Genomic DNA, 17,696 nt, shown 5'->3' with positions numbered 1-17,696 from the left:
ATAAATATACTACAATGCTCTTGAGAAATTTATACGCATAAATTACCTCAACCCCAATTCCTTCAACTCCCTGCGTATTTTTTTCTCAAACCGGCTTTTGGGTTACGTATGGCGTCGTGTCCAATTGTCCCCAACCGGCCCTGCCGAGCGGTGTGGATCCCGGCAGGGCCCCATTGCGTATGCCGACGGCATCAAGGAGGACTTATGATTAAGGCGGCGTTCTTCGACATAGACGGTACGCTTGTGAGCTTCAAGACCCATACCGTTCCCGCCTCGGCGCGCCGCGCGCTGCACCGCCTTTACGATGCGGGCGTCAATCTCTTTATCGCTACGGGCAGATCGTCGAACGCCTTGCCGGATGTTATCAACGAGCTCTGCGAGGAGGTTCCCTTTGACGGTGTGCTTGCTTTCAACGGCCAGTACTGCTATCTGAGCAACGGAACCGTCTACCGTGATGTCTCGTTGCCTTGGGAGGATGTGCGAACCATCGCCTCGCAGGCAGATGCGGGTCTCTACGAGGTCGAGGTCATGCAGCTTAACCGCCTGTTTGTGAATCGCCGGAGCGAGCGCGTTCGCAAGGCAGAGGAGCACACGGATTCTCCGACACAGGTCCTGCCCCTTGAGCATGCCTTTGACGAGCCGGTTTATCAGATGTGCGCCTATGTGGAACCAGGCGGCGAGGGCGTCTTCGCTGATGTCTGTTCGCAGGTCGAGCATGTTCGCTGGAGCGATGCGTTTTGTGACGTCATTCCCGCGGGCGGCGGCAAGCCCGCAGGGATTGCCGCGACGCTTGAGATGCTCGGCATCGAACCCGAGGAGTGCGCGGCGTTTGGCGACGGCGGCAATGACGTCCCGATGTTCGGCTGTGTGGGGACGAGCGTCGCTATGGGCAACGCTTCAGACGCCGTCAAGGCGGCGGCGAGCTACGTCGCGCCCGACATCGACGAAGACGGCATCCTCATCGCCTGCGAGGAGCTCGGCCTTATCTAGCGATCGCCCCTGCTTCACTTGTCTGCCCGCCCCGTAAGGCGAACCGCTGTTTTTCGGTCTCTATGGCTTGGCGCAGCTCGTCCTCGCTCGGGAGATAGAGCAGGTAGCTGCTTGCATAGAGCTGGTCGCTATCGTGCAGGACAGAGTAGCGGGCAATGTCTGCGCTTGTTTCCGAGGTGAGGACGATGCCTATGGTGGGATTATCATCGGCGCGTCGTATCTTGTCGTCAAACATGCGGACATACATGTCCATCTGTCCGATGTCTTGATGGGTGACGGGCCCGCATTTGAGGTCCACGAGTACGTAGCACTTAAGGATGACGTTGTAGAAGATGAGGCCGATGTAGTAGTCCCCGCTCATGCCGCGCAGATGGTATTGGCGTCCCATAAAGGCATAACCTTTGCCCATCTCCAGGAGGAACTTTTGGAGGTTGGCGAGTATGGCGCTTTCCAGATCTGTCTCGCGCGCCTCGGCATCGGGTGAGAAGCCGAGGAACTCGGCAACGTAAGGGTCTTTGACGAACTCGGCAACGCGATACGCGCGCGTTTGGTACGGTGCGGCTTTTGTTCGCATCTCCTGTTCCACGGGCGTTTTATTTCCCGAGAGGAGCAGGCGCTCATAGTACTTGGTGCCAATGTTCCGCGCGAGCGTGCGGACGCTCCATCCTTGCTCGGATGCTTCGCGTGCATACCATGTGCGCGCACCGTCGTTACTAATGCGTAGAAGCTCGCGATAATGCGTCCAAGATAGCCTGTGCGCCAATTGTCGACTCGCTGAGTCGACAATTGTGGGAAACAGGCGGTAGAACTGAACATATTTGTGAAGCTCCTGTTTGCTAAATCCTTTGCCCACAGTTTTAAGCTCGTTGGAGAGTCGCTCGATGACCTGCTTGCCGTATTCCGCACGATCGGCGCCTTTGAGCTCCTCCTCAGCAATGCGCTTGCCCAAATACCAGTTGCGCAGCACCAGGGTTGTGTTGACGGAGCGGCGTGCGGCGTCGTGGGCGCTTTCGATAATGGTCCGTGCGTCAGCCACGATATCTGCTGTTGAATGATATGAAGAGTCTACAGGTAGTGCAAAATATTGCCGCTTGGTAGGGATGACTAGGGTCTGCATGGACGAGGCATTCGCGTCGCTGCTGTGCGCTAAGATAGGGCAAAACATAACGACTGGTCCGTACCAGCTTGCCTGGGCGGGTTTTCGGCGTGCGTGGCGCAAGAAATGGTGCCCGCGCCCGGTCAGACGGGAGACCGCATGCTTATCCATCGAATCGCCGCGCAGCTCTTCTGCGCAGAAGGCCCTGCCGCCATCGAGGCCGCGCTCGATGCGGGCAAGGATGCCACGCTTGCGGTGTCGCAGTCGGGCCGCACGCTTATGCTTGCCGCGCAGTTTGCCCGGCGCCCTCGCGCGACGGTCTACATCGTCTCGGGTGAGGAGGCGGCGGACCGCGCCGCCCGCGCTCTTGCTGCGTATCTGGGGCTGGAGCATGTGGTGCGCTACCCCGAGCGCCGCGATCTTCCTTGGAACGCCAAGGCGGACCTGGACGATGCCGCCGTGGCGCAGCGTTGCCAGGCGATTGGCCGCGTGGCGCGTGGTGAGGCCGTCATTATGGTTGCCTCGGCCCGTGCTCTGCTGCGCTGCGTGCCCGATCCCTCGAGTCGCTACTGGCAGGAAGCGCATTTTGCGGTGGGGGATGAGGTTTCCTTTGAGGACGTTCCCCGCCGTCTGGTAGGTATGGGCTATACCGCCGCGGAGGCGGCAGATGCGCCCGGGCTTTTCCGCGTGCACGGCGATACGGTGGACGTTTTTCCCGCGCAGGGCACCTCGCCCGTGCGTTTGGAGTTCTTTGGCGATGAGATAGACCGAATCCGGCGCATGGTGACCTCTACGGGCCAGACCATCGGCGACGAGGATGCCGTCGACATCTACCCCTGCCGCGAACTCGCGCTGACCGATGACGCGCTGCATCGCCTGCGGGCGGCCCTGTATCAGCCGGCACAGCAAGATACCGAGCTTGCGGCGCTGCTTGAGCTTGCCGAGGCACGCGTCGCCACGCCCGAGCTCGACCGATTCCTGCCCCTTCTGTACGAGCGCACCGTGACGCCGCTCGAGCATCTCGCCAAAGACGCGCTCGTGGTCCTCTCGGAGCCGCGGTCGCTTTTTGACGACTGCTCGCGCGCCTACGAGGACTGGGAGCGCCGTGCGGGGGAGGCACGCGTGAGCAGGCTCGACGGTCTGTACGTGCGTCCGCAGGAGCTCGACTTTGGCCGTCAACAGCGCCTGAACTACGTCTCGCTCATCCGCGCAGGCGGTGCGGTCACCGCCGAGCTCAAGATCGAGCAACCCGCCATTGCCGGGTCCGACACGCGCTTTATTTCGCGCATCCGCGAATGCGTCTCAAACCGCTTTGCTGTGGTGTTCGCCGCCCCCGACCGCGGCGCCCGCGAGTCGCTGGAGCTTTCGCTCGGCGACGAGTCGATCCCCTTTGAGGAGTCGCTGCAGGCCGCGCCCGAGAACGAGGGGGCGGTCGATGCGTCCATCCAGATCCGCGTGACCGACCCGCTCAACCTAAAACGTATCGACCCCGCCGAGCGTGCGTCGACGGTGCCCACGCTCACGCGCGGGCGCGTCACCTTTATCGATTTACCGCTGCCCTCCGGCGTGGTGATTCCCGAGGCGCACCTCGCCGTCTTCTCCATTGCCGACCTGAACGCGCGGCTCGACGCCCGCCGCGGGCGAGCCCGTCGCCGGCGTGTGGACATCACCGAGGTGACCTTCCCCTTCAAGCCGGGCGACTACGTGGTCCACGCCACGCACGGCATCGCGCTTTTCTCCTCCATCGTGCGCCAGGAGGTTGCGGGGCGCGAGCGTGATTACTTCCTTCTGGAGTACGCCGGCGGCGACAAGCTGTACGTGCCGCTCGAACAGGTCGACCGCATCACGCGCTATGTTGGCCCCGATGGCGACAGCCCGCGCCTCACGCGCCTCAATACGGCGGACTGGTCACGCGCGACAAACAAGGCGCGCAAGAGCGCCAAAAAGCTCGCGTTCGACCTCGTCGACCTTTACACGCGCCGTAGCTCCATCACGGGTTTTGCCTGCCCGCCCGACACGCCCGAGCAGCTTGAGATGGAGGCGAGCTTTCCGTACGAACCCACGCATGACCAGCTCGAGGCCATCCACGATATCAAGGCCGATATGGAATCCGCCAAGCCTATGGACCGCCTGCTCTGCGGCGACGTGGGTTTTGGCAAGACCGAGGTGGCGCTGCGCGCGGCGTTCAAGTGCGTCGACTCGGGGCGCCAGGTGATGGTGCTCTGCCCCACGACGATTCTCGCGCAGCAGCACTACCAAACGTTTTTCGAGCGTTTTGCGCCCTTTGGGGTGGAGGTCGAGGTGCTCTCCCGCTTCCGCACGCCGGCTCAGCAAAAGCGCGCGCTCGCCGCGTTTGCCGAGGGCAAAGTCGATGTGCTGGTAGGTACGCATCGCTTGCTCTCCTCGGACGTCAACCCGGCAAAACTCGGGCTCGTCATCATCGACGAGGAGCAGCGCTTTGGCGTTCAGCACAAAGAGCAGCTCAAGAACCTGCGCGAGCAGATTGACGTGCTCACGCTTTCGGCAACGCCCATCCCGCGCACCATGCAGATGGCAATCAGCGGTGTGCGCGACATGAGCCTCATCACCACGCCGCCCACGGGACGTCGCCCGGTCATTGTGCATGTGGGCGAGTACGACCCCGATGTGGTGTCTGCTGCCATCCGCCTGGAGCTCGAGCGCAAGGGGCAGGTCTATTACGTGAGCAACCGCGTGAAGACCATCGATGACGCGGTCGACCGCGTGCACGAGGTTGCGCCCGAGGCACGTGTAGGCGTGGCGCACGGCAAGATGAGCCCGCGCGAGGTCGAGGACGTCATGATCGACTTCGCTACGGGCAAGATCGATGTGCTCGTAGCAACGACCATCATCGAGAGCGGCATCGACAATCCGCATACCAACACCCTCATCATCGAGGACTCGCAGCGCCTTGGCCTGGCGCAGCTCTACCAGCTGAAGGGTCGCGTGGGCCGCTCGGCCACGCAGGCGTATGCCTACTTCATGTTCCCGGGTGAGATTCCGCTCACGCCCGAGGCCACGGAGCGCCTGACCGCGCTCGCTGAGTTCCAGGACCTGGGTTCCGGCATGCGTATCGCCATGCGCGACCTTGAGATCCGCGGTGCGGGGTCGCTTGTGGGCGCCGAGCAGCACGGCAACCTCTCGAGCGTAGGCTTTGACCTCTTCACGCAGATGCTGGGGCAGGCGGTGGCCGAGGCGCGCGGCGAGGGCGGCGACGTTGAGGAGGCAAGCGTCACCATCAACCTGCCGGCGGACTTCTTCTTGGCGGAGGAGTATGTGCCCGCGGTCGACAAGCGCGTGCTCATCTACCGCAAGGTTGCCGCGGCAGATACGCTGGCTGCGGTGGACGAGGCCGAAGCTGCGTGCGTGGAGGAGTTTGGCGAGCTGCCTCTTGCCGCCAAGAATCTCTTCGACCGCGCGCGTCTGCGCATCCGCGCCGACCGGCTGGGACTCGAGAGCATCTCGCTGGCGGCAGGGCGCCTCACGTTCCAGGGCGTCGACGTGCCCAAGACGGTTGCCTTCGACCTCAAGAGTCGCCTGTCTGCGGTGAACTTCCCCAAGAGCCGCAAGCTCTCGGTGCCCTACAAGGCGGGGGCCGGGTCGGGTACGGGTGTGGGGCGCGGGCTCGACGCCAACGACCCTGCCGGTCCTGTGGCCGCGGCACTCAAGGTGCTCGAGCAGCTCGGCCCTTCCGGCGACGACGACTAGCTCATTTGGCTCATTTGGGGACGGGTTCAAACCGTGCACCATCCGCCCGGGGGCGGTTGTACCTCGTTACCATAGGTTCTGTACGGCATTCTGATTGTTAGGAGCAAGGCAGCATGAGCGACCTGACCATTCGCGTGGCGCGTCCTGAAACCGATGCGCCCCGCTGCCACGAGATTTACGCGCCCTACGTGCGCGACACGGCGATCACGTTTGAGTACGAACCGCCGACGCTCGCGGAGTTCACCGCGCGCATGGGGCACACGCTCGAGCGCTATCCCTATCTGGTGGCCGAGCGACCCGGTGTGGACGGCCAGCCTCACATTGTGGGTTACGTCTACGCGAGCCCCTTTAAGGCGCGCCCCGCCTACGACTGGGCGGTCGAGACATCCATTTACGTCGACCGGAGCGAGCGCCGCGGCGGCGTGGGCCGCGCGCTCCACGACGCGCTCGAACGCTGTCTGCTCGCCCAAGGCATCCTCAACATGGAGGCCTGCATCGCCACGACCGACGTGGAGGACGAGCACCTCACCAACGATAGCTGGCGCTTTCACGAGCACATGGGGTACCGCCTCGTGGGCGAGTTTAGGCAGTGCGGTTACAAGTACGGCCGCTGGTGGAACATGATCTGGATGGAGCGGCACATCGCCCCGCACCGCGCCGATCAGCCGCCCGTGCGACCGTTTCCCGAGGTGCGGGACCAGCTCTTCGCCTAGCAACCCCCCAACGCCGGGCGCTTTGCTGCGTACAGGGGATGGGTGCGGCCCATCGCATCGCTCGTGACGGATAACCGCGCGGTTGTGACATCGCCCGCCGCGATAGCGCCTTTCCGCAGCTTCCCGATGGTAGTATGGAGCCCTATTCCCCGCATTGGACAGTAGCAGATCACGGGGGGGGGGTGCTCTATGTATACGGTGGCCATAGTGGAGGACGATGCGGCGCACGCCGCCGAGCTCGCTCGCATGATTGCGGCCTCGCCCGCGACGGAGCGTCTTGAGCTCGCGGCAGCGTGGCGGGCGGTCGACAACATCCAGCGGACGCCTTCGGATAATGCTTCTCCGCGCCCCTTGGATACCGACTCCCATCGCGTACTCTCGGCAGCGGCGCTGCCCGACATCCTCTTTGTCGATGTACGGCTGGCAGATGGCCTCAACGGCATCGACCTCGTCCACCGGCTCATTCCGTCCACCGCATCCGTGCAGGTCATCTACGTCTCCGCCTATCTTGAGTACGCACCTGCTGCATATCACACGCGCCATACGTGGTTTCTCTCCAAGCCTGTGGTGCAAGACGAGCTCAACGCGGCGCTCGCCCGCGCCGTCGAAGCGCTGGACGCGGAGCGGGCGGAGCCCTTGCTGGTCCACCAGGGTATCTCGCTCATTCGCATCGCACCGCGCGAGGTGCGCTATATCGAGAGCGACCGCCGCAAGGTGCGCATCCACGAGCGCACGCGCACGGTGGAGGCCTATGCGCGCATATCAGAACTCGAGGCGCAGCTGCCCGACCAGTTTGTGCGCTGCCATAAGAGTTTTCTCGTCAACTTGGCGTATGTGGCGGAGTTTACCGGTCGCGAGCTCGTTCTTGCGGATGGCGCGCATCTTCCAGTAAGTCAGCGCTGCCGCAAAGCGTTTGCCGAGCACCTTATGGCCTTCGTCCGCCGGACACTGTAGGTGGACGATGGGCGAGGGTGCGCTTCAGGTGCTTATCACGCTTGCCGGCGGCGTCAACACGTTCGTCATGTGCTGGAATATGGCTATGGCGCTACCTATGCGCGGCCGTACAGCCTATCTTGTTGCGAGCGGCGCGGCCATGGCGTTCGATATCGTTACGGGTGAGGTATATCCCGCAGTCACGCGCATACACTTCCTGCTCTGCATGTTCATCCTGCCGCCGTTTTTGATGCGCGGCCCCGTGGCGCGCCGTCTCGTAGCCACGGCGCTCTGCATCGGGGTGGCGATTGCAGGCGAGGTTACGGGCTTTTTGTTTCTTGTACTTGCAGGAAAGCCCATCGATGCTGCGGCAGTGATGGCTGAGGACCCGGTGCTGTTCCTCGCACTCCGCCTGCTCGCGTTTGCTGTTCTTGTCGCCTGCGGGCGCGTCGTGTGCGCGTTCATGGCGCGTTGGACGCACGGCGCGCGCATAAACGTTGTCTTGCCTCGTTTTGCGGCGACCGCCCTTTGCTGCGCGGTGCTCGCGAGCATCATGTATTCCCTGTTCGTGGCAGAGGGCATCTCATCCACCTATCCTCTTGCGCGCGCGGGTGTGACGTGCATGATCGCATTACCGTTGATTTTGGTGGTTCTGTTGGCGCAGGTGGAGCGGGCGCGCCGTACCGCGATCGCCCGCGCGCAGGCGGACGTGGCGCAAGAGCAGCTCGATGCCTGTCTTGCGGAGTACGACCACGTCATGCGCGCCACGGTGCGCACCGCGCAACTTCGTCACGACGCACGCAATCACCTGCAAGCGATCGATGCGCTCATGGCGGAGGGCGATTTCGAGCGGGCGGCAGCTTATGCACGCGAGATGGCCGATCTACTCGCCCACGAGGACGGTGAGTCCTCATGAGGGAGCTCGCTCTTGCGCTGGTATGCGCGGCGACTCTTGTTGTCGGCTTGTCTTTCGTGTCGGTCGTGCGCCGATATCGCGCGCTACCCATCGGCAGCCGCGTGCTCACGGCGCTCATCGCTGCGTGGCAGATGGCGACGTTGATGATTATTGTTTTCGTGGTGCCTGCGGACGCGTCAGCCAGCGTGGTGCTTCTCGAGTTCGCGGCGGTAGTTGCAGGTGCGGGCTGCGCTGTGTCTAATGCGTGGCTCCTTGCCGGTATCGCCGAGGCAAGCGAGCTCGAGGTGAGCCGCGCTCGCGCGCGGGCGCTGGAGGAACAGGTTGCGGTACAACAGGTGCATCTCACGCAAACGGAGCAGGCGCTTGCGGTGGCCCGGCAAGATCGTGAACGTTATGCAGCGGAATTCACCCGTATCGCCGATGCGTTGGCGTCAGGCGACGCGGCGGCAGCACGGGAGGGGTTGGCGCGCACCGAGGAGGCGCTTCCGCGTTTTGGCGGCCGCCTCTGCGCGCACCCCGTTGTCGATGCCCTCCTCAAGGCCAAGATGGCGCAGGCAAAGGAGCGGGGTGCGCAGCTCGTCGTGCATGCCGAGGTTCCGGCGAATATTGGTATCACCGATGCCGAGCTCTGTGCGGTCATCTCTAACCTGGTGGATAACGCTCTCACCGCGGCGGTTCAGGCAGGTGCGGAAGAGGTGGCTGGCCGCGAGCAAACGGCATCGCAAGGTGGGGCGCGACATGAGGCAGATGCGCCCGCGCGCACGGTGCCTACGGTTACGGTGCGCATGCGCACGGCTCAGGGCTACCTCGCCCTTGCGGTGGAAAACCCTTGCACCCCGGAGCAGGCGGCTGCCATCGACCGACTGAAGCCGCGTCGCATGCCACCTCGCCTGCGACACGCGTACCGTGACGGGATGGACATCGGGGAAGCCTCGCTGCTCCCTGAACACGGCTGGGGTCTCACCATCGTGCGCGACCTTGCCGAGCGCCGTGAGGGCACCCTCACGCTCAAACAGCGGGACGGTATGCTTCGTGTCGATGTGATCCTCAAGTTGGATTAGTGGCCCTGTCAGTGCGGGCGTCATTGGTGCAGCAGCCGCGCTGCGCCGCCGCACGCGCTAGCGTATAATCCTCGCTACGGAACTAGTCTGCCCGGGCCGACGGTACCCTCCGTCGGCCCGGGCGTTTTCGTTCGTTGCGATGGGTGCGGGGAGGTGCGCGGCATGGCGGCCACGGTGACCATGGACGAGGCGCGGCAAGCGCTCGGCACGTACTTTGGTTACAGCGCGTTTCGCCCCGGGCAGGAGCGTCTCGTCGCGGCGATACTCGCCGGCCGCGACGCACTCGGCGTCATGCCCACCGGTGCCGGCAAGTCCATCTGCTACCAGATTCCCGCGCTCACGCTGCCCGGCCTCACGCTCGTGGTGAGCCCCCTCGTCTCGCTTATGGGCGACCAGGTGCGCGCGCTCAAGGCGGCGGGCGCCCGGCCCTCGTATCTCAACTCGACCCTCACCCCGGCTCAACAGAACACAGTGCTCAAGCGCGCCCGCGAGGGTTGGTACCAGATCATGTACGTGGCGCCCGAGCGCCTGGCAGACGAGCGCTTCTGCGCCTTCGCGCGCGAGGTGGCGGGGCCGGGCGGCATTGGCATCCCCCTCGTCGCGGTGGACGAGGCGCACTGCGTCTCCCAGTGGGGACAGGATTTTCGCCCCTCGTACCACGAGATCGCGCGCTTTATCGACGAGCTGCCGGTGCGCCCCGTTGTGGCAGCGTTCACGGCGACGGCGACCGAGCGCGTGCGCGCTGACATCGTGCGCATGCTCGGTCTTCGCCGGCCCGAGACGGTGGTGACCGGTTTTGACCGCACCAACCTCTACTTTGGAGTGGAGGAGATGGGCGACAAGACTAAGGCCGTCTGGATTCGCGATTATGCCCGCGCGCATGCCGACGAGAGCGGCATCATCTACTGCTCGACGCGTAAGGCGGTGGACGAGCTCGCTTTCAACTTGGGGCGCGAACTCGCACCGGCGGGCATTCGTGTGGGCCGCTACCATGCGGGCATGTTGGCGGACGAACGCCTAGAGAACCAGGCAGCCTTTATCGACGACCTTGTGCCGGTGATTGTGGCGACCAACGCCTTTGGCATGGGAATCGACAAGCCAAACGTTCGCTACGTGATCCACCACAACGTGCCCGAGAGCATCGAGGCTTACTACCAGGAGGCGGGTCGCGCCGGGCGCGACGGCGACCCTGCGGAGTGCCACCTGCTTTGGAACGGCAACGACTTCCGCCTCAGACGCTACCTTATCGACCGAACCGATGATGAGAGCAATCTGGACGACGAAGCACGCGACCGCGCTCGCCAGAACCGCTACCGCCTGCTTTCCGCCATGGAGGGCTACTGCGAGACTACGGGCTGTTTGCGCGCCTACATCTTGCGTTACTTTGGCGACGAAGGTGCACTCGGGGTGTCTGAGGGCGCCGCGCGCCCTGACGCTTGCTCGCCCGATGGCGCGCGGACAGGTTGCAGCAACTGCTCCAACTGCACGACGGCCTATGAGGTGGAGGACGTGACCGAGATCGCCCGCGAAGCGGTGCGTTTCGTGCAGGCGTGTGGCGGGCGCTTTGGCCGCGCCCTTGTGGCCGATGCCCTGCACGGCGCCAACACCGAGCGCATACGGCAGCACCGCTTGGACGACCTGCCGGGTTATGGCGCCCTGCGCGACGAGCCTGCGGCGCGCATCAAGGACGTGATCGGCCAGCTCATCGGCCGCGGGTATCTTGCGCAGTCCCAGGGACAGTTCCCCGTGGTGGGCCTCGGTCCCCGGGCGGTCGAGGTGCTGGGAGAAGATGGCAGCGCGGCTTTCTCCCTCACGGTGAAGCGCCGCGCCGCCGCCCGTCGTGCTCCCGCGCGGGCGCGCAGGGCGGTCGATATCTTACGCGCCGAGGCAGCAGAAGACGCCCGACCGCGCGTGGGCGACGATGCGGAGCTCTTCGAGCGCCTGCGCGAGGTCCGCCGCGAGCTCGCCATCGAGCGCGCGTGGGCGCCGTATATGATCGCAAGTGACAAAGCTCTGCGCGGCATGTGCCGACGCCGTCCCGCCACGCGTGCGGAGCTTCTGGAGGTGCCCGGCATCGGCGAGAAAAAAGTGGATGATTTCGGCGACGCCTTTCTAGCGGAAATCGCTCGGTTCGAGGACGTGCACGGTGCTGAAGGGCATGTGCCTGGTGCCCACATCTAAGCGATTTTGGGGTAAGGCGTCATTTCGAGCCGGAAATGGGCATCAATTTTTGTAAGCATCGAATAGGCGCTGTATGACCTACCTCGTGTATGGGGCAATTGATCCCTGGGGGATGGGCTTGTTGCCGGGCTGTTTTGGATTTGATGCCCATTTCCGTCGCGAACATGCTGCGGCCTCGCTCGTTCGTCTCATTTCTGTCCCGATGGGAGGTTCGCGGGCGCCGGGTGCCTAGGGGCGTGCGCGCAACGACTATAATGGCTACGTTATCCAGGCTCGCTGTGAGGAGCTCATATGTCTGCCTTTGGTCGCGCTCCATTCGATTCCGCCGCGGCATCCGATGCCGCCTATGCCTCCGTGCGTAACAAGGCGTTTCCGCAGGACATCTTCCGTGCGCCAGAGTTGCGCTGGGCAGTGATCGGTTGCGGCGTCGTTGCCAACCAGATGGCGCAGACGCTCGCGCTCGCCGGTCGCCATCTATCGGGCGTCGCCAATCGCACGTACGAGAAAGCCCTCGCGTTTGCCGAGCGCTACGGTGTCGAGCGTGTGTACCGGACCTTCGATGACCTCTACGCCGATCCGGATGTCGATGCCGTCTACATTACCACGCCGCACAACACCCACATCGCGTTTTTACGGCGTGCCCTCGCGGCGGGCAAGCATGTGCTCTGCGAGAAGTCCATCACGCTCAACGCCGCCGAGCTCGCAGAGGCGCGTGAGCTCGCCGCCGCGCACGGCGTGGTGCTTATGGACGCCACCACGATTCTGCATATGCCCCTGTACACTAAGCTTCTCGACCGCGCCCGCGCCGGGGAGTTTGGCCCGCTCAACCTCGCTCAGGTGAATTTTGGCAGTTACAAGGAGTATGGCGACCTTACCAACCGCTTCTACAATCCGCAGCTTGCGGGGGGAGCGATGCTCGATATCGGCGTGTACGCGCTCAGCATCGCCCGCCTCTTCATGACGAGCGCGCCTACCGAGGTCGTGTCGCTTGCCAACCGCGCCCAGACGGGCGTGGACGAGACGAGCGGGTTTGTGTGCCGTAATGCCGAGGGGCAGATTGGCGTCTTCTCGCTCTCGCTCCATTCCAAGCAGCCCAAGCGCGCTATGCTTTCCTTCGACCGGTGTTATATCGAGGTCGATGCGTACCCGCGCGCCGATCGTGCCCTCATCACCTGGACCGACGACGGCCATCGTGAAGTCGTCGAGGTAGGAGAGGAGGGCTATGCGCTCGTCTACGAGGTTGCCGACCTCGAAGCCGCCGTTGCCGGCGATGAGCACGCGGCTGGCCTCATCGACATCGCCGCCGACGTTATGGACCTCATGACGCGCCTGCGCTACGACTGGGGCGTCTACTATCCCGAGGAGGCCGACGTTGCCCGCGCCGCCGGCGTCGCCGTGGCCGGAGAGGACCGCTAGGCGCCTCGGGCGTGCCGTACGCGCCATTCGCTCAGACAGCTGAGCCGACCGATCGCTAAAGGAGTGCTACCGTGCCTATCCGCATCCCCGACGCTCTGCCCGCAACCGCGGCGCTCGAAGCCGAGAACATCTTTGTCATGACAGAGTACCGCGCTATTCACCAGGACATCCGTCCCCTGCGTGTGCTCATCTTGAACCTCATGCCCACCAAGGTCGCCACCGAGACCCAGATCATGCGCAAGCTCTCCAATACGCCGCTGCAGATTGAGGTCGAGCTCCTGCGCACGGCGAGCCATGAGGCGGCTCACGTTGCGGCAAGCCATCTGGAGACGTTCTACCGCACGTTCGAGGAGGTACGCCACGAGCGCTTCGACGGCCTTATCATCACGGGCGCGCCGGTGGAGGAGATGCCCTTTGAGGAGGTCGATTATTGGGACGAGCTCTGCCGCATCATGGATTGGTCCACCACGCATGTGCACTCAACGCTCCATATCTGCTGGGGCGCGCAGGCGGGGCTCTACTTCCACTACGGCATTGACAAGCACCCGCTGCCCAAGAAGGCGTCGGGTGTTTTCGAGCATCGCATCGTCAAGCCGAGCTCGCCGCTCGTGCGCGGGCTCGACGACCGCTTCTACGCTGTTCACTCGCGCAACACCGAGGTGCGCGCCGAGGATGTGGCGCGCGTGCCGGAGCTCGAGGTGATTGCGGATTCACCCGAGGTGGGGCTCTACATTGTGAAGTCTACCGACAGCCGTCGTTTCTTTATCTTTGGCCATCCCGAGTACGACGTCGATACCCTTGCGCTCGAGTACGAGCGCGACGTGGCGCGTGGCATCGACCCCGAGGTGCCCGCTCATTACTTCCCCGACAACGACCCCTCGCGCCCACCGGTGAACACGTGGCGCGCGCAGGCACAGCTCCTCTACACCAACTGGCTCAACTACTACGTCTACCAGACCACGCCCTACGACATCCGCACGGTCGGTAAGTAGCGCTGCGCGCGGCCCCCTTACTTCGCGCTAAAAATGGCGGCCGGAGCGAAATGACCGCTCCGGCCGCCAACAAAACGTATCAATGCGGATGCGGCGAGGCTGGTATCTAGCCGAGCAGCTCCACGACGTTCCAACCGGTCTCACTCGCCGCGATGATGTCCCGTCCGCCGAAGACGCACGCGGGCGCCTCGGCGGCGACGCGGGTGATGTCGGAGCTAAGCGCGCGCAGCTCTGCGGGCGTGGCCGCAAGCATGTCGGCGCGCACGCGGTCGCGGAAGCCCGGCTCACGTCCGGCAAAGTACTCGCCGCAGCGGCGCTTTGTCTGGGCATAGGGTTTCACCGGCGCGTCGTGCGCCGCCACGCTTGAGACGATAAAGCCCTCAAAGGCGGCCGAATCGGGCTCGAAGCCGGCGAGCCAAGTGCCCGCGGCGCGAATGCGCGCAAGCGACGGGTCGATGGCGGGGTCGCGGTAGGTGTAGAACGCAAGCTGGCGCTCCACCACGGCGCGGAAGCCGCACCCGTAGGCGCCGCCCTTCACGCGGATCTCGTTCCACAGGTAGTCGTAAGAAAGCGCATTTGCGGCCACGCCCCAGCGTCCGTTTGTGGCGATGCCGAGCTTGCGCGGGTCGGTAGAAAGCGCGGTGTAGCTCACATCGCTTGGGATGACGAACGCCTCGTGCTTGTCCTCGGGCGCGGGCACGTAGAGCTCCTTGGCGGGCGCCGTGCGCGGTGCGAGCCCCAAGTCTCCCGCGGCATCCCAATAGGCACGGTAGTCCTCCGATGAGCCCGTGAAGCTTGCAATCGTACCGGTCGAGGTGAAGATGCGGCTTTGCAGGTCGCGGAGCTTGTCGCAAAGCTCGGCCGCGCGCTCGTCAAAGTGCTCGACGAGGTCTTTCAGGAACAGATAGAAGTCCACGCCGCCGAGCTGCTCATGCACCACGCCGGCGGGCGAGACGTAGGAGTAGGCGCGCGCAAGCGCCGCCTGATGGCCAGAGACGATAAAGCCCTGCTCCATGCCAATCTTGAGCTGCACGAGCACATCGCGCATGCGGCCGGTGTCCTCAAAGAGGGTTTCCGCCCACACCTCGCGTGGAATCTCGGCGAGGGCGTCGATCTTCTCGGAGAGCGCGCCCGCCGCCACGCAGAGCATGGGCCGGGCGAGGCGCCAATTCTCGTCACGGTAGAAGACCTCGGGTGTAAAGGAGAGGAAGCCGAGGTTGCTCGTGATATAGCTGTCGAGCTCGGCGGCGGTGTGACGGCGCGTGGCGAGCTGCTGCATGAGGCGGCAGAGCACCTTCACGTAGGGGAGCTCGGCATAGCTCACGTGCGTGAGGTCAAAGTAGGTGAGTGCGTAGGCGATGCGGTGCGTCGGCAGCGGGTGCACAAGGCAGGGCAGGGGCGTCTCGCGGTCGAGGGTGAGCGCGGGCTCGGGTCGCGCCGCGCCGATGTCGGCCACGGTAAGGCGCGGCAGGGTCGCTTTTGCCTCGGGGGTGTCCTCCGCCTCCTGTGCCGCGCGCAGCGCCGCAACGCGCTCTTCGATGCGCGCGGCCTCGTTTGCGCTCATAACCGTATCGAGATTGCCGGAATCGGCGGAGTTCGGGTCGTTCATGAGCGTATTGTCTGCATCTGCAGCAGCGGACACTTCATCTGTGCCGCTGGGCACGTCTGCCGTACCCCGCGCGGCGTCCACGGGCACGAGCTCCACGAGGGCGCGGTGGTCGCTTTCGAGCACGAGCTCGCGCAGGAGCTGCTCGAAGAAGTCCCCATCGAGCTCGCGACGCAGGCGCGCGAACGTCTCCGCATAGGTGAGGGCGGCGGTGGCGGCGCGGGTCTGGCTCGTGTCTTCGGCGTAAAGCCAGGTAGAAAGCGCTTCGCAGGCAAGCACAACACCGTCGGCCGTACCGTAGTCGCGCTGACGCAGAGCGTACTCGTTGCTGGAGATGATGGCCTCCAGGCGCTCCCGCGGGATGCCGTGCTCCGCAAGGTCGCGGCAGGTGTCCTCGATGATCTGGCGGAAGGTCTGCGCCGCACCCGGTTTGGCGTTCTGCAGGATGATGAGCTCGTAGGGTTGCAAGCACGCCGAGGAGGTGTAGGAGGTCACGTTTCCGCCGATGCCCGCCTCGATAAGCGCCTTTTTCACCGGCGCTTCATTGGAGCCCAGAAGCGCGTCAAAGAGCACATCCGCGGCGACGGTGCGGAAGGGGTCGCGCGCGTCACCGAGCACGTACGCCTGACCCACGGGGGCGTTGTCGGGCGTAGTCGCCATCTCGATGCGTTTGTAATCGCAGGTAACGGGCGTCTGATGTTCAAGCGGGTTGGGTGTGCCCACCTCAGCCGGCGCGTGGCCGGATGCAGCGCGGACGGCCGCCGCGCGCTCCTGTGCCGCGGCGCCAAGGTAGTTCTCGTCCAAAAACGCAAGCTCGCGGCGCACATTGCTAAAGTCGCCGTAGAGCACGATGTAGCTGTTCGCCAGATTGTAGTGGCGGGCGTGGTTGTCGAGAAACGCCTCGTAGGTGAGCGAGGGAATGGCGCGGGGGTTGCCGCCGGACTCGTGCGCGTAAGCCGTGTCCGGGAAGAGAGTCCGGTTCACAGCGTTATCGAGCACGTCCATGGGGTCCGAGAGCGCGCCTTTCATCTCGTTGTAGACCACGCCGTTGATACGGCGGTGCGGACGTCCTTCGGCGTCGCGCTCGACCTCCTCGTGCCAGCCCTCCTGCTCAAAGATGGTGGGCTTCGTGTAGATGGCGGGGTTCAGCACGGCGTCCATATAGACGTCCATGAGGTTAAGCAAGTCCTGCTCGTTGGTGGAGGCAACCGGGTAGATGGTCTTGTCCGGGTAGGTCATGGCGTTCAGAAACGTCTGCATCGAGCTCTTGATGAGGTCGACGAAGGGCTCCTTCACGGGGAACTTGGCACTGCCGCAAAGTACCGAATGCTCGAGGATGTGGAAGACGCCCGTGTCGTCTGCCGGCGGTGTCTTGAAGCCAATGGCGAAGGCCTTGTTCTCATCGTCGCAGGCAAGGTAGAGCAGGCGCGCGCCGGAGGCTTCGTGGCGCAGGACATATGCGTCGGCGTCGAGCTCCTCAATCGCCTCGCGGCGGCAGACGGTAAAGCCCGAGACGGTCGCACCGGGGGCGAGCAGGTGGGCGGCGGATGCGCAGGCAGCGGATTCGATGGTGGCCATACAGCTCCTATCAAGGCAAACGTAGTGAACGAGGGTGCTTATACCCATACTACCGCCTGACGCCACCGTTTACCGCGGCAGCCAATCCGTCTGCGGAGCCTATGGTTTTGTAAATAGTGGCAATTCGCAATGTGCGACATGGATTATCGGCACAGCCCAATCGTATCTCCTGGGATGCAGAGAGTCGTCTATTCAGTAGCGAGCGCTATGATTGTCATGGCGCCATTACTGGGGAGGATACGCAAATAGCTCGTACGGTTTATCCCAAAGCGCGAAGAAGAGCAGGCTCAGCAGAAGCAGGAAGACAATAATCAGTACGGCTACCAGAGTCCGATGGTTGTGCACGTCGACCCCCCGATGCCAAATCACCAAAACGTGGTGATGGTCCAGTCGTTTACGGCAAAGTTGGCGCCATTATCACCAGGCCTATAAACCTAACGACATCGTCCTATCCATCATAGTTCTATCTGCCGTTTACCGCAGCGGAC

General features: G+C 63.9%; 11 protein-coding genes. 9 read left to right on the top strand and 2 right to left on the bottom strand.

The features are described 5' to 3' along the window. The first annotated feature begins 204 nt into the window (after window positions 1-204). Entirely contained in the window at window positions 205-990 is a 786-nt protein-coding gene (locus B5F89_RS04485; RefSeq protein WP_087430604.1) for a Cof-type HAD-IIB family hydrolase, read from the top strand. Here the strand turns inward: B5F89_RS04485 and B5F89_RS04480 are convergent. After that, complete coding sequence (locus tag B5F89_RS04480) at window positions 983-2,257, bottom strand: PDDEXK nuclease domain-containing protein (RefSeq protein ID WP_204230575.1); 1,275 nt, start codon at window positions 2,255-2,257, stop codon at window positions 983-985. The genes B5F89_RS04485 and B5F89_RS04480 overlap by 8 nt on opposite strands. On the opposite strand from B5F89_RS04480, the gene mfd reads away from it, so the two are divergent. From mfd to metA, 8 genes are all read left to right on the top strand, one after another. Next, window positions 2,246-5,812 carry a transcription-repair coupling factor gene (gene mfd / locus B5F89_RS04475; protein ID WP_087430603.1) on the top strand — a complete coding sequence of 1,189 codons (3,567 nt, stop codon included), beginning with the start codon at window positions 2,246-2,248 and terminating at the stop codon, window positions 5,810-5,812. The genes B5F89_RS04480 and mfd overlap by 12 nt on opposite strands. A gap of 113 nt (window positions 5,813-5,925) precedes the next feature. Next, on the top strand, window positions 5,926-6,525 hold the full coding sequence (locus B5F89_RS04470) for a GNAT family N-acetyltransferase (protein ID WP_087430602.1): 600 nt from the start codon (window positions 5,926-5,928) through the stop codon (window positions 6,523-6,525). Between the two features lie 189 nt (window positions 6,526-6,714). Continuing rightward, the gene (locus tag B5F89_RS04465) at window positions 6,715-7,479 is read left to right on the top strand and encodes a LytTR family DNA-binding domain-containing protein (RefSeq protein WP_087430601.1); all 765 of its coding nucleotides are present in this window, start codon (window positions 6,715-6,717) and stop codon (window positions 7,477-7,479) included. 7 nt (window positions 7,480-7,486) lie between these two features. Next, window positions 7,487-8,374 (top strand): hypothetical protein, encoded by an 888-nt coding sequence (locus B5F89_RS04460; RefSeq protein ID WP_087430600.1) that lies wholly within the window; start codon window positions 7,487-7,489, stop codon window positions 8,372-8,374. Beyond that, a complete protein-coding gene (locus B5F89_RS04455) occupies window positions 8,371-9,435 on the top strand; it encodes a GHKL domain-containing protein (RefSeq protein WP_087430599.1) in 1,065 nt (354 codons plus the stop codon). Before B5F89_RS04460 ends, B5F89_RS04455 begins: the two co-directional genes overlap by 4 nt. A 162-nt stretch (window positions 9,436-9,597) precedes the next feature. Further along, window positions 9,598-11,616: an ATP-dependent DNA helicase RecQ gene (locus tag B5F89_RS04450; protein WP_239286673.1), complete on the top strand. Its 2,019-nt coding sequence runs from the start codon at window positions 9,598-9,600 to the stop codon at window positions 11,614-11,616. 291 nt (window positions 11,617-11,907) lie between these two features. Next, window positions 11,908-13,032, top strand: a complete 1,125-nt coding sequence (locus B5F89_RS04445) for a Gfo/Idh/MocA family oxidoreductase (protein ID WP_087430598.1) — start codon at window positions 11,908-11,910, stop codon at window positions 13,030-13,032. Window positions 13,033-13,103: 71 nt separating this feature from the next. Further along, window positions 13,104-14,024, top strand: a complete 921-nt coding sequence (gene metA / locus B5F89_RS04440) for a homoserine O-succinyltransferase (RefSeq protein ID WP_087430597.1) — start codon at window positions 13,104-13,106, stop codon at window positions 14,022-14,024. A gap of 106 nt (window positions 14,025-14,130) precedes the next feature. Here the strand turns inward: metA and B5F89_RS04435 are convergent, their stop codons facing one another. Further along, window positions 14,131-17,208: an insulinase family protein gene (locus B5F89_RS04435; RefSeq protein WP_087430596.1), complete on the bottom strand. Its 3,078-nt coding sequence runs from the start codon at window positions 17,206-17,208 to the stop codon at window positions 14,131-14,133. Window positions 17,209-17,696: the final 488 nt, after the last annotated feature.

Source organism: Collinsella sp. An307 (assembly GCF_002161805.1).
Classification (GTDB): Bacteria; Actinomycetota; Coriobacteriia; order Coriobacteriales; family Coriobacteriaceae; genus Coprousia.
Note: the sequence above shows the minus strand (reverse complement) of the source record. Positions and strands in the feature narration are given on the sequence as shown.